The sequence below is a fragment of the Candidatus Phycosocius bacilliformis genome (assembly GCF_003112735.1).
Lineage (GTDB): Bacteria > Pseudomonadota > Alphaproteobacteria > Caulobacterales > Aquidulcibacteraceae > Aquidulcibacter > Aquidulcibacter bacilliformis.
Genome location: NZ_BFBR01000010.1, coordinates 106,698 through 117,341, shown reverse-complemented (window position 1 = coordinate 117,341; position 10,644 = coordinate 106,698). Strand labels below are relative to the sequence as shown.

Genomic DNA, 10,644 nt, shown 5'->3' with positions numbered 1-10,644 from the left:
AAGCCTTGTCCTTGGAGGCGTTTGAGCGTGGGCACTTGGTGATGATGACATGGCAAACGGGACCGGCTGGGCCGATCCCGCTTGTCGCGCTAAGGGTTTTTCAGAAGGGGATATCTTCCAACTCTTCTTGGCGGGTCTGTTGTTTCCGGCCTTTGGTGCTCCGGCCGGAGGCTGCTTCAGCGTGAGCTGTTGCGTCGTCATTGGCTGGAGCGCGGCTTTCGTCCGAACGTGATCCGCTCTTGTTTTGGAATCTGATCTGCGTGCCAGGGCCGGCCAACAGATCGTTCATCAGCCACTTCTCTTCCTTCTCTTGGCCGTTGTCGTCCAACCGACGAACTGGGCGTTGCGATGTGGCCAGAACGCCGTTGTAAACAGTGCAAGCAGCACCCTTTTCGGCGTATTGGATCAGGGTGTCGGCCAACTTGCCGAACACGGTGATTTTGAAGGCATGGGTCTTTTTGACTTCATCGCCATTGTCGCGGCGATATTCAGTGTTGGCCATCACCGTCAGGCGGCAGCCGCCCCGGATTGGTTCTGGATCGGATGCGAGGTTGCCCGAGACGGTGAAGAATGCGATTGCTTCCATGGTGGTTTCTCCTGTTTTCGACCAGAGCGCCTGATTGCCTCTATGTCTTACTTGGGCAGGCATTGCCTTGCCCTTGGAGCCTGTCCGCCATGGCCGTCATTGGTTTTGGGTTCGCGCCTCTCGCTAGTCCGGCATAAATGTCCAAGAGATTTTGAGCCTTTGAGCGTCTTTGACCGCCTCAACATCGCCCCCTGCAATGAAAGGAAGCCTCGCTTAGCAAGGCTTCCGCGCAGCCCAAGGCTTTGGCACAAAGTCATTGGGCGAAGGCAAGCAGGCAGAGCTGGGCCTGCGCGCAGTGGCTGAACCGGATGGTGCAGCCCTTGTCGGTTGCGCGTGAAGCGGGTGCGTATAGGGGAGGGTGGCTCTTTGAAGAATGAGCCAGCTTTGTTTTTGCCGAGTTTCTATAGCTTTTTGCAAACATTTTTGATGACGTCGTCTAAATATATCCCTTGGGCTAACATCAATAGCACATGCCCGTGGCATGGTTTTGGCGCACAAAAACATCTGAGTTCTTTGCCGCGCAGCTCCTCGATCTTCGTTACAATATTTGGCTGGCTTCTTAGCCATTTTGCATATTTTTTTATGACTTCACCTCTGTCATCTTCGCGCGTCATTTGAAATGGATTACCCCATATGCTCCCTCGCCCTATGTAAACTCCGTTGGTTGGCTTTCGCCCATCATGTAAATTTCCGACTTTGATTTTCATCTCTTATATCGACCGTCATTCGATTTGCGGGGTTATGCCTGGGTACTTGGTGGCATAAAAAAGGCCGCCAATTGCGTGGCGGCTTGTTGAACAATTTGGGATCGGTGCTAATGAGCGGGATCCGTGGGACAGGGGGAAATTCACGGATCCCGCTTGCCTCCGTCCATATTTGGTCGAAAGGCAGCTTTGAAGTCACCCCCTGGGGTTAGGCTTCGGGTGACTTCGCGCTTTTTGAACGTCTGCCTGACATTTCTTTGGTGTTGTTCTCGCCTCTCCTTTCTGGCAAAACTGCAACTGCCGCCTTGGCCTTGAGCCTTTCATTAAGTGGGATGAGAACACCCTTTAGCGCTCTCAATCCCACTTCTATTCGTTGATGAGCCGAGTAGATTAAAGGCAATCAGAGCTTCACCAAGGGTGTCATATCAGCTTTGCAACTGGTTGGTCCCCGCCTGTTCGCTATAGCTATAGAGGTTGAACCCAACAGCGTCCGTCTCGATGCGGAACCCTGCCACGAGCGTGATCCCATCCCTTTTGTCGATGGGTACAAAGTCCGACTTTAATTGGGCGATGTGGCTGTAGGGCACTTCAGTGACTGTATGTTCCATGTTTCACTTCTTTTTGTTTGCCGGTAAGGCAAAGCCTTGTCCTTGGAGGCGTTTGAGCGTGGGCACTTGGTGATGATGACATGGCAAACGGGACCGGCTGGGCCGATCCCGCTTGTCGCGCTAAGGGTTTTTCAGAAGGGGATATCTTCCAACTCTTCTTGGCGGGTCTGTTGTTTCCGGCCTTTGGTGCTCCGGCCGGAGGCTGCTTCAGCGTGAGCTGTTGCGTCGTCATTGGCTGGAGCGCGGCTTTCGTCCGAACGTGATCCGCTCTTGTTTTGGAATCTGATCTGCGTGCCAGGGCCGGCCAACAGATCGTTCATCAGCCACTTCTCTTCCTTCTCTTGGCCGTTGTCGTCCAACCGACGAACTGGGCGTTGCGATGTGGCCAGAACGCCGTTGTAAACAGTGCAAGCAGCACCCTTTTCGGCGTATTGGATCAGGGTGTCGGCCAACTTGCCGAACACGGTGATTTTGAAGGCATGGGTCTTTTTGACTTCATCGCCATTGTCGCGGCGATATTCAGTGTTGGCCATCACCGTCAGGCGGCAGCCGCCCCGGATTGGTTCTGGATCGGATGCGAGGTTGCCCGAGACGGTGAAGAATGCGATTGCTTCCATGGTGGTTTCTCCTGTTTTCGACCAGAGCGCCTGATTGCCTCTATGTCTTACTTGGGCAGGCATTGCCTTGCCCTTGGAGCCTGTCCGCCATGGCCGTCATTGGTTTTGGGTTCGCGCCTCTCGCTAGTCCGGCATAAATGTCCAAGAGATTTTGAGCCTTTGAGCGTCTTTGACCGCCTCAACATCGCCCCCTGCAATGAAAGGAAGCCTCGCTTAGCAAGGCTTCCGCGCAGCCCAAGGCTTTGGCACAAAGTCATTGGGCGAAGGCAAGCAGGCAGAGCTGGGCCTGCGCGCAGTGGCTGAACCGGATGGTGCAGCCCTTGTCGGTTGCGCGTGAAGCGGGTGCGTATAGGGGAGGGTGGCCTATTATTCTTCTTCTTGTTTTCTTTTTGAATGCTAAAAGCAAAAAGCGGACCCGCTTTGCGAGGTCCGCTTTGTCGGGGTTCTGATTTTAATTTAGAACGGATCTTCTAAGTCGTCAGGGTCGACGGTCTTGCTTTTGCCTTCATCCTGGTCGTGAAAACTATCATCTTCAGGGTGAGGAACAGGTGCACCTTGGTAATGTGGATTCTTCATCCAGATATCATATGGGGTCAGAATCCAAGCTGATTGAGGGTCTTCTTCCCCATAAGCTGTCGCCCATTGGGACAGGGCTGCCGAGGTATGTTGTGCCGTGGTTAGGCTGTCTTGATACAGAGCGTCTTCGCGTTCGCGGTCTGGATCGCTAAACATGGTGTGCTCCTTTCGAGGTTGAAATGCTTGGTGGCTGTCACTCTCGCTCTGCCCGTTACCCGAAATTGGCCGTTCTACGTTACCTTCGGTTTCTATGGATGCAGAGTGATGAGCCGCTTGTCATGGCGATAGTGCCAAGAGCCAACAGCGCCAAGCCACTGTTGGGGGAGAGATTGTCGGTCTCCCTGCCTGGTACTTTAAGTCATCTGACCTATTGCTCCCCGACACGAGCGCTTGATTGCCTCTGTGCCTTACTTGGGCAGTCATTGCCTTGCCCTCGGAGTGGGTCTGCTGTGACCGCCATTTGTAATTGGTTGCCGAGGTGCGGTTTGGGCGCTCACCAATGGTCTCTGGCGATGAAAGGAAGCCTCGCTTAGCAAGGCTTCCGCGCAGCCCAAGGCTTTGGCACAAAGTCATTGGGCGAAGGCAAGCAGGCAGAATTGAGCCTGCGCGCAGTGGCTGAACCGGATGGTGCAGCCCTTGTCGGTTGCGCGTGAAGCGGGTGCGTTTTCAGGGGTTTATAGGCTTGAGTGGCACCGTTATGAAAGTTTTTAAGCAGGTTCGATCTCGGACAAAACAGCATAAAAAAAGGACCACCAAGATGGTGGTCCCTTTTTCTAGGTTGGGCGCTATTCTCTTGATTTATATCCAGCCCACAGTGTGCTTATCACAAGGAAGCCAGTCCAAAGGCAGATGCCCACTAGGAAAGTAATTGCGTTATACTCCGTCATTTTAGCTTTTCCCTCATGAGATCAAACTTCACAGAATTTAGTGCCTGGGCCAGATCACAATATATCGCAAACAGACCCATGAGCAATATGTTTGCAATTAAAAGTAGCCTCGCCAGTTGAACGTCAAATGTCTCTAGCACTGAAGGCACGTTGTTGCTCGCTAAGATCAGCGTCAGCGAAGCTCCCGTTGCTTTCCAAAAGGCTGACAGCGTTCCAAATACCGTTCGGTATGTGGTATATTTTAAGAGTTGTTTTTCGGAGGCTTCGATGGGCTTTGCCGCTGAATTTCGTGTTGGTTGAGTGGGTCCTGTCATTGTGGCACTCCTTTCAACCGTTTCGACCAGCCTTGTCCTTGGACTCCTTTTGAGGGAGCCTCAGTATTCGTCGATTTCGCAGTTTAATTCTGAGGCCCGCCTTTCTGCAGCTGCTCGTGCTTCTTCATAATTCGTGAAGTCTTCTTCGTCGGTGACGTCAAACTGATCATGTTTTGGACCACTAAGTGGGACTCTTGTGTAGACTTCCCAACCTTCGATGGCTTTAAGTTCCTCAGCATATGTTTTTTCGCCGTTTATTCGCGTCCAACCATATAGCATGACGGTAACAGGATCTGCGGGCCGGGTTACCATTGCCAGTTGCTCATTATAGAGCTCGGCAATCTTCTTGGCGTTTGCTTCGCTATCTGGAGCTTCAGCAAAATCACAAATTAGCCGGTCATTTCCGTCACGGATGCACCAATATCCTTTAGGTAAGGTTGGGTTGGTTTCGTGTACTGGCTTCCAGAGGTTTAATTCGGATTCAATTTGTTCATGTGTTGACATGGCGGCAATATCCGTCGTTGACATTGGAGCATTGGGTTTTTGGGCTTCGCGAAGTATTGGGCGATCAGGTTACTTGGATGGAGGAGGCCTTTTTGTGAGCTTCCAATACAAGGTCTTCCATGTCTTTTGTGCTGGCACCACATGATTGGGTCCAAGTGTAATAGGATCCATTGATGTGACCGTACCAATCGACCGCGGAGCCTGATAAGTGCTCGTTGATATGGAAGAGTTCTACGCGGCCTCTAGTCCAGCGAGCGGGCGGCAGGACGCATAGCATCTCGTCCCATTTCTCTTGAGAAATTGCTGTAGGAGTCGTGAATAAGGATTGCTCATGAGCGTCCATCATCGCTTCCAGCTCATCATCACTTACGATTTTTAAGTTATCGCCCAATTTGGTGAGGAGTTCCTCATAAGTCACGTCCCCATATCCAACGGTAATCGAGCCGTCGCTGAAGTGTCGAACAAAGCTTTTGGTGAAGCCGTTAAATGGGAGCTCGACAACCCAGGTTCTGGAAACAAGCGTTTTGGTGGTCGAAGTGAGGCGTTCCATAATCGCGTCCTTCTTGATGGTCTGGGTCAGCAGTTGATGGTCAGTTTCGCCAAGGGTTTTTAGGGTCGAGTGTCGCAATTGAAGCGCCTGGCATGCGGACATAGACCGCCCAAGCTTTTGCCCCGATGGTTTGGGTGCGGATTTCGCCGGGGCTTTCACCTAGCGCATCTAGCGCTTCTCGCAGAAGTTGTGGACCGTATTTCTTGCCTTTGACCTTTTTGTCGAAAACAAGGTTATTGTCGGCAGTTCGTGCTTGTGTGTGAATAGTTTTCGCCTGCATCGGTTTTTGTTCCTCATGCTATAAGGTTTGGAGTTGTTGTCGCAGGTCGGTTTAGCTGTGCGTGTACCCGTCGGTTTCGATGCCCAAAGTCATGCCGACCCATTTTCCGATCAGACAGCCATCGAAACTTTTTCGGAATCTTCGACGAAATTGGAGATAACTCGTTGCACCATCGCTAGAGCGTTGAAATATCCGGTGAATGGCTTGTTGCTGGGGTTTGGTAATCATGCGTTCGCCCTTTCCTTGTCTCTAACCAAGGTACAGCCTCGCACTTTTGATCAGACAATTTGGCCGGGTCGACGGGGTTGCTCGCAAAGACGCTATTGTGGATGCACGGTGTAGCGGTTGCGCGTGAAGCGGGTGCGTTTTTGGGTTTGGCTCACGCTTTGAAGCTTGTTTTGAGGTTTTTGTGGATTAAGTGGGATTGGGGTTTCGAATTATTCCATTGCGTCAGCTAATCCGAGACTACAAATTAGGCGGCCGCTTTCTTGGCGTTAGCGTTATGGATTACAACTTGCGGCCTGAACCAGTCAGTATTCTCGTTGGCGAGCGCTTGAAAGACATGAGCCAGATCCTCCGTGTAGAGATTTTTGGTCTCGTCTCCCGTCGTTTCGTTTGCGATTGTATAGAGGTCAGGGATCTCGCTGTAGGTTAGTCGGACTTTGGTTCCATTGCCCAGTGTGAAACGGAGTGTGTGGTCGATGCCTTCATGCGACCAGATAAATTCTGTTGCACGCCAATCGGCCAGAGCGTTAGCAATTGTGCGATAATTGTCCGCCATCATACATGTTTCGAGTTGGTGTTTCATATCTTGGTGGTATGGGGTTTCAGGCGGCCCTGGTATCTGTGTTTTGGCACCAATCATGTATACGCTGGTTCCATCACTGCTGGTGCGCGGTCCGTCGACTTGGCCAAAGTCTTCCAGTGATTTTCGTTTATACGGTGTGATTGTGGCCTTTGTTCCCACACTTAATGCGTTAGGCAGAAGGCCACTTGCAACGATGGCATACTGACTGGGCTTCACCTTAATAATGGTCATAAGTGCGTCTACATGGACGACCGTGCCCGTAGTCGTGATGCCGTCTGTTACATGCCCGAAGGCATTGCGACCCTTGGCAAAAGTAACATCATAGTATCGAAACGTCCTTATGTTGCGGGGCATCCATTCTGGGCCACTTTTCAACAATTTAAGACCAGCGTCTCGCAACATTTCACGCGTGGGCAGGTTTTCTAAAGACCTATCAATACTGCTCGCAATGGGTGTGGCATCACTTGCACGCAGTTCTAAGTCGTAGCCAGTTTCCGCCCCTTGCTTCAAGGCATTTTGTGCCACATGGGCCCTAAACGCATCTGGATAATATTGCTCCACGGTCTTCACGATCATGTCGCTCCACTTTCCGTAAAAAGGATGAGTGGCGAATTCATCGGCAAAGCCAAGCAAGACGAGCGACACTTCGACGTCCTCTTCAAACCAACAGGTTTGACCGTAAGTGTTGACTTTCAGATAGTCTGGCAGGGCAGACATACGCTCTTGCGAAAGGTAAAATCCTCCGTGACTGGCAGTTGAAACGGACCAGATTCCTGGTGCGATTTGATCAGCATCTTGGATGTGACCCCATGGGCTCCCCATGGGTTTTGGGACAGGTAAAAAGCGGTTCATGTGCTTTCCTTTGAAGTGTGATTGGAATTATTTGACAGTTCGATAAGCGCCATCGAGCACTTGGAATTGGGAGCTCCATTGGTGATATTTGGTGAGCTCTGGTATTCCGGCTGGTTCAAAAGAAACCGTGCGGGTTTCTTGGCCGTTTACGTGGGTAACGGCTGCGAATTCTGAGTAGCTTTTGATCTTCAGTTTGAAACCCGCCTTGCGGGCCAAGCTTCTGAATTCCGATTGCGTTATCGTCGTCTTGCCGGCCATGATGATCTCCCTTACTGGCGATCATGCAGCGGCAGCCTTGCCCTCGATCTCTGTCGAGTTGTTCGCCGCAAAGGGTGTCTTGTTCTGCACAGAAAAATGCGCGTTGGCGTCGGCTTGCGTGTAGCGGTCCAACCCATGGTGAATGGCGCACCAAAGATAAATCGGCATCGTCCCCCAGTGCCAGCTTCTGGAATCTGTGAGATCTAGGCTGGTTTGAACGTCCAGTTCATACAGCGCCATCTCTGCGAGAAAGGCCAACCGAGAGAGTGTCGCGTAGGTTTCGATAGATCCATTTGCCTTTTGATAGCGTTGAGCTTCATCTTGAAGCTTTTTTCGGTCCACGGTGTTGATTTTGCCTTCCAGTACCGCTTCCCAATTAAATGCCAAGGTGATCGCGGTTGTTGCAAACTCGATCACTTCATTGGCGTTGAAGAGGCGCTTGGTTAGGGTTGGATCTTCGAAGTTCCATTCCCTAGTTTTCGGCGGCTTTGGAGCCGCCTGATCTTTGTCAGAGTCGGTCGTATTCGAAATATTTGCCTCTTTGAGGATTATTTCCCGCGCCTCGATGAGGTCTTTCGCTTCGGTAAAGATGCACGGCTCGTCGTCTTCACGATGGTGAGCCCCGACAAAGACAACTGCAGCGCCGGCCAGGTTCATACCAAGCAGTGCGGAGTAGAAAAGCGCACCAATCTTCTGTGTTTCGATCACTGGTCCGATAATCATGGTTGATAGGATGGTCATGGGTCAGTGCCCCTTTCATTATCTGGTTGAGACCCGCTATGTTCGCAGCTTTATGCGTTGCTATCGGCTTGGGTGGGTGGCTCTGAAGGGGCGAAGTCGAATGTCTGGTCTTCGGTCGTTTCAACGATCCAGCTATGCTCGACTTTGGCTGTGCCATTTTTCACGTCGACAATGACGGTTCCCGATCCCCCATTGTTGTTTTCCCATCCTTCAAAGTGGAGCTCCTCAGCCAGACAGAAGATTTCATCCATCGCGTTTTCTATGGTGATGCCGATCTCGGTCGCACAATTCGTGACTTTGGGCGGTGCAGGTTCGGTCTTGGCTGTTTCGCCATGCACGATGATAAGATTGTCCGTGCATCCGCTATCCCCACATCCGCTGTAGGGAAGGAAGATTTCAAGAATTTCGGGGTCGAGGGCGGCCAACGCAGTGGCGACTTGTCTGGCAAGCAATTTCACTCTGTCAGAGCGCGCATCCATAGCCCTTTTGGTCTCGGCCGCCATTTCGATTGGGTCATAAGTCATGATTGACTCTCCTTTGCCTGTTTCGTGAGTGTTGTGATTGGGTGGCGCTTGCTTCGACGTGGGCCCATCATCCATGGCTGAAATGCGATGTTGAGGCACCAATCTGACCAGCTGGGCACTCGTCCAAGGTCTTCCTCGACATGTCGCTCCGCGATGTGTCTAGTCATGACGGTTCGACCATCACTATTGATTATGGTTGGGCCAAAGATTTGGACGCAGAGGCTTATACCCTCTGCATGGTGTCGTAGCGCTCGATGTCGGGGGTCAGCGGTGATGGTTTTTGAGCCATCGAGCCACAAATGGATATGGTGGTAGTCTTCCCACGATCCGCCCCAGGCTTTCACTGAGGATTGTGCATGTAGGTAAGCATCCATTTTGGGCCTCCTTTGTCAATTTGCATGGGCAAATCGTCAAAGAAGCCTTGTCCTTGGAATGCTCTTTATCGCAGGCTTGATAGGGTCCGGCGCACACTGGTCTCTGTATTCGCCAGCGCATAAAGGACTGATGTCGCTAGTATGGCCAATACCATGATCTGGTGAAAACCGATCATTGCTGGTTTTGTGAGAAGTGGTCCAGCAATCGACGCTAAAATTGTGAAGATAGTAAATGCGATCGTCGCATTTTGAATGAGTTGATAAAGGTTTTGGAAACCACTTCGATGGCGTTGGCTAAGCTTGTTGAGGGCTATTCGTCGTTCGAAAACATTGCTCGAGGCAATTTTTCTTATCGATTCCAATTTTGAAAGGATCGATTGGATTGTGATGACGTTTGTCATCGCCCGGGTCACGAGATAGCCGGTAATTGTCACCAAGATAAAATAGATGGTTGTGACGGCGATCATTTTTCGTGGTGGATCTGAGACGATTTTATTTAGTCCAACGAACCAAATAGCTACCAAAAAGAGGGCTGGAAGCGTGATTGACAAGGTTGCCATAAGATCGCCAACACACTCCGCTATGAGGCGTTTCATTTCCTGAATGAGCTGTGGGCCTTGCGACATGGTGACTCTGTGGATCTCTTTGGTTTCGACGGATTCAATTTTGCGCTCGTGAGAGTGCGTTTTGGGGTTTTGTATCGGTTTGCGGTCTCATTTTTGAATTTTTACCTCTCAGATCGTTTCCATGATCACGGAGTTGTCAAGTTGCCTTCGATAAGGCAATAGATAAATGAGCAGTGCTCTTGGAGGTTCATATGGCTGCAAAGAAAAAAATGGAATCTGTTGCTGATCTCGACGTTCTTATTTCCGAACAGGAAGCTAAGATCGCTTTGGCCACTGATGGATTAAAGGAGTTATTGGCTCGACGTGAGGCCGCAGTCGGTGCTGAAGTCGTGACCTTGGCGGGTAAAGCGGGGCTTACCGTATCAGATTTTCTGAAAGTTCTAGCCAAAAAATGAATTCCTGGTCTCGGGGGCATTGTCATTTTCGTGTGTCGTCATGAGGCTGATGAGGTCATTAGCCGGTTGGCGCAATCCGAGAATACGACTTATTTCCAGTGCCGCTTCAAAGGGTGAATCCAATAATTGGTCAGCAAGCCATAGGTTTTGCCCGCCTTGCCAACTTTGTCGGTCGGAAATGTTTCGCACGAGGAAACTTGTTGTATCTTCCGGCCATCTTTGCGTGATGGAAATGAAGAGCGATTTTGAGAAAAGTCTGGCTTCGCCCGCAATTCTGTTGCGCTGGTTCAGCCACTCAATCTCTGCTTTTTCTGATCCAGATTCCAGATGGGACCACACTTGCCGCAAAAACCAAATGGCACTTTTTCGAAACAATTGATGTCTTATGGGACATTTGGCGATTTCAGTTTGAAGAAGTTCGGCGAGACTGTCGGACATGG

The 10,644-nt window shown here is 50.9% G+C and carries 17 protein-coding genes; 1 reads left to right on the top strand and 16 read right to left on the bottom strand.

Going from position 1 to position 10,644, the window contains the following annotated elements; translation table 11 throughout:
• Window positions 1-100: 100 nt before the first annotated feature.
• The 15 genes from PbB2_RS14295 to PbB2_RS14235 all read right to left on the bottom strand — a co-directional run bounded on the left by PbB2_RS14295 (window position 101) and on the right by PbB2_RS14235 (window position 9,809).
• Window positions 101-586: a single-stranded DNA-binding protein gene (locus PbB2_RS14295; protein WP_192576359.1), complete on the bottom strand. Its 486-nt coding sequence runs from the start codon at window positions 584-586 to the stop codon at window positions 101-103.
• Between the two features lie 401 nt (window positions 587-987).
• Complete coding sequence (locus PbB2_RS14290) at window positions 988-1,293, bottom strand: DUF4326 domain-containing protein (RefSeq protein ID WP_108986068.1); 306 nt, start codon at window positions 1,291-1,293, stop codon at window positions 988-990.
• A gap of 422 nt (window positions 1,294-1,715) precedes the next feature.
• Entirely contained in the window at window positions 1,716-1,898 is a 183-nt protein-coding gene (locus PbB2_RS14285) for a hypothetical protein (RefSeq protein ID WP_108986067.1), read from the bottom strand.
• Between the two features lie 131 nt (window positions 1,899-2,029).
• Window positions 2,030-2,515 (bottom strand): single-stranded DNA-binding protein, encoded by a 486-nt coding sequence (locus tag PbB2_RS14280; protein ID WP_192576359.1) that lies wholly within the window; start codon window positions 2,513-2,515, stop codon window positions 2,030-2,032.
• A gap of 456 nt (window positions 2,516-2,971) precedes the next feature.
• Window positions 2,972-3,247 (bottom strand): hypothetical protein, encoded by a 276-nt coding sequence (locus tag PbB2_RS14275; RefSeq protein WP_108986065.1) that lies wholly within the window; start codon window positions 3,245-3,247, stop codon window positions 2,972-2,974.
• Between the two features lie 727 nt (window positions 3,248-3,974).
• Window positions 3,975-4,292 carry a hypothetical protein gene (locus PbB2_RS14270; RefSeq protein WP_108986064.1) on the bottom strand — a complete coding sequence of 106 codons (318 nt, stop codon included), beginning with the start codon at window positions 4,290-4,292 and terminating at the stop codon, window positions 3,975-3,977.
• 60 nt (window positions 4,293-4,352) lie between these two features.
• Window positions 4,353-4,796, bottom strand: a complete 444-nt coding sequence (locus PbB2_RS14265) for a hypothetical protein (RefSeq protein ID WP_238165032.1) — start codon at window positions 4,794-4,796, stop codon at window positions 4,353-4,355.
• Window positions 4,797-4,860: 64 nt separating this feature from the next.
• The gene (locus PbB2_RS14260) at window positions 4,861-5,346 is read right to left on the bottom strand and encodes a hypothetical protein (protein ID WP_133245840.1); all 486 of its coding nucleotides are present in this window, start codon (window positions 5,344-5,346) and stop codon (window positions 4,861-4,863) included.
• Between the two features lie 40 nt (window positions 5,347-5,386).
• The gene (locus tag PbB2_RS15920; RefSeq protein WP_133245839.1) at window positions 5,387-5,626 is read right to left on the bottom strand and encodes a hypothetical protein; all 240 of its coding nucleotides are present in this window, start codon (window positions 5,624-5,626) and stop codon (window positions 5,387-5,389) included.
• 472 nt (window positions 5,627-6,098) lie between these two features.
• Entirely contained in the window at window positions 6,099-7,286 is a 1,188-nt protein-coding gene (locus PbB2_RS14255; RefSeq protein ID WP_133245838.1) for a DUF7007 domain-containing protein, read from the bottom strand.
• A 27-nt stretch (window positions 7,287-7,313) separates the two neighbouring features.
• Window positions 7,314-7,544, bottom strand: a complete 231-nt coding sequence (locus PbB2_RS14250) for a hypothetical protein (RefSeq protein WP_108986060.1) — start codon at window positions 7,542-7,544, stop codon at window positions 7,314-7,316.
• Window positions 7,545-7,565: 21 nt separating this feature from the next.
• The gene (locus tag PbB2_RS14245) at window positions 7,566-8,285 is read right to left on the bottom strand and encodes a hypothetical protein (protein WP_108986059.1); all 720 of its coding nucleotides are present in this window, start codon (window positions 8,283-8,285) and stop codon (window positions 7,566-7,568) included.
• A gap of 50 nt (window positions 8,286-8,335) precedes the next feature.
• Window positions 8,336-8,809 (bottom strand): DUF6878 family protein, encoded by a 474-nt coding sequence (locus PbB2_RS14240; RefSeq protein WP_133245837.1) that lies wholly within the window; start codon window positions 8,807-8,809, stop codon window positions 8,336-8,338.
• Window positions 8,806-9,183: a DUF6915 family protein gene (locus tag PbB2_RS16505; protein ID WP_420887470.1), complete on the bottom strand. Its 378-nt coding sequence runs from the start codon at window positions 9,181-9,183 to the stop codon at window positions 8,806-8,808. Before PbB2_RS16505 ends, PbB2_RS14240 begins: the two co-directional genes overlap by 4 nt.
• A 65-nt stretch (window positions 9,184-9,248) precedes the next feature.
• On the bottom strand, window positions 9,249-9,809 hold the full coding sequence (locus tag PbB2_RS14235; RefSeq protein ID WP_108986057.1) for a hypothetical protein: 561 nt from the start codon (window positions 9,807-9,809) through the stop codon (window positions 9,249-9,251).
• A gap of 191 nt (window positions 9,810-10,000) precedes the next feature.
• Here PbB2_RS14235 and PbB2_RS14230 point away from each other — a divergent pair, with 191 nt between their 5' ends.
• On the top strand, window positions 10,001-10,204 hold the full coding sequence (locus tag PbB2_RS14230; RefSeq protein WP_108986056.1) for a hypothetical protein: 204 nt from the start codon (window positions 10,001-10,003) through the stop codon (window positions 10,202-10,204).
• On the opposite strand, the gene PbB2_RS14225 is transcribed toward PbB2_RS14230, so the two are convergent.
• Entirely contained in the window at window positions 10,190-10,642 is a 453-nt protein-coding gene (locus tag PbB2_RS14225) for a hypothetical protein (RefSeq protein ID WP_108986055.1), read from the bottom strand. The genes PbB2_RS14230 and PbB2_RS14225 overlap by 15 nt on opposite strands.
• Window positions 10,643-10,644 lie beyond the last annotated feature (2 nt).

Bases quoted from the DNA above. Each gene is read 5' to 3' on its own strand.
- PbB2_RS14295 (WP_192576359.1), bottom strand. From the start codon at position 586: ATGGAAGCAATCGCATTCTTCACCGTCTCGGGCAACCTCGCATCCGAT.
- PbB2_RS14290 (WP_108986068.1), bottom strand. From the start codon at position 1,293: ATGAAAATCAAAGTCGGAAATTTACATGATGGGCGAAAGCCAACCAAC.
- PbB2_RS14285 (WP_108986067.1), bottom strand. From the start codon at position 1,898: ATGGAACATACAGTCACTGAAGTGCCCTACAGCCACATCGCCCAATTA.
- PbB2_RS14280 (WP_192576359.1), bottom strand. From the start codon at position 2,515: ATGGAAGCAATCGCATTCTTCACCGTCTCGGGCAACCTCGCATCCGAT.
- PbB2_RS14275 (WP_108986065.1), bottom strand. From the start codon at position 3,247: ATGTTTAGCGATCCAGACCGCGAACGCGAAGACGCTCTGTATCAAGAC.
- PbB2_RS14270 (WP_108986064.1), bottom strand. From the start codon at position 4,292: ATGACAGGACCCACTCAACCAACACGAAATTCAGCGGCAAAGCCCATC.
- PbB2_RS14265 (WP_238165032.1), bottom strand. From the start codon at position 4,796: ATGTCAACACATGAACAAATTGAATCCGAATTAAACCTCTGGAAGCCA.
- PbB2_RS14260 (WP_133245840.1), bottom strand. From the start codon at position 5,346: ATGGAACGCCTCACTTCGACCACCAAAACGCTTGTTTCCAGAACCTGG.
- PbB2_RS15920 (WP_133245839.1), bottom strand. From the start codon at position 5,626: ATGCAGGCGAAAACTATTCACACACAAGCACGAACTGCCGACAATAAC.
- PbB2_RS14255 (WP_133245838.1), bottom strand. From the start codon at position 7,286: ATGAACCGCTTTTTACCTGTCCCAAAACCCATGGGGAGCCCATGGGGT.
- PbB2_RS14250 (WP_108986060.1), bottom strand. From the start codon at position 7,544: ATGGCCGGCAAGACGACGATAACGCAATCGGAATTCAGAAGCTTGGCC.
- PbB2_RS14245 (WP_108986059.1), bottom strand. From the start codon at position 8,285: ATGACCATCCTATCAACCATGATTATCGGACCAGTGATCGAAACACAG.
- PbB2_RS14240 (WP_133245837.1), bottom strand. From the start codon at position 8,809: ATGACTTATGACCCAATCGAAATGGCGGCCGAGACCAAAAGGGCTATG.
- PbB2_RS16505 (WP_420887470.1), bottom strand. From the start codon at position 9,183: ATGGATGCTTACCTACATGCACAATCCTCAGTGAAAGCCTGGGGCGGA.
- PbB2_RS14235 (WP_108986057.1), bottom strand. From the start codon at position 9,809: ATGTCGCAAGGCCCACAGCTCATTCAGGAAATGAAACGCCTCATAGCG.
- PbB2_RS14230 (WP_108986056.1), top strand. From the start codon at position 10,001: ATGGCTGCAAAGAAAAAAATGGAATCTGTTGCTGATCTCGACGTTCTT.
- PbB2_RS14225 (WP_108986055.1), bottom strand. From the start codon at position 10,642: ATGTCCGACAGTCTCGCCGAACTTCTTCAAACTGAAATCGCCAAATGT.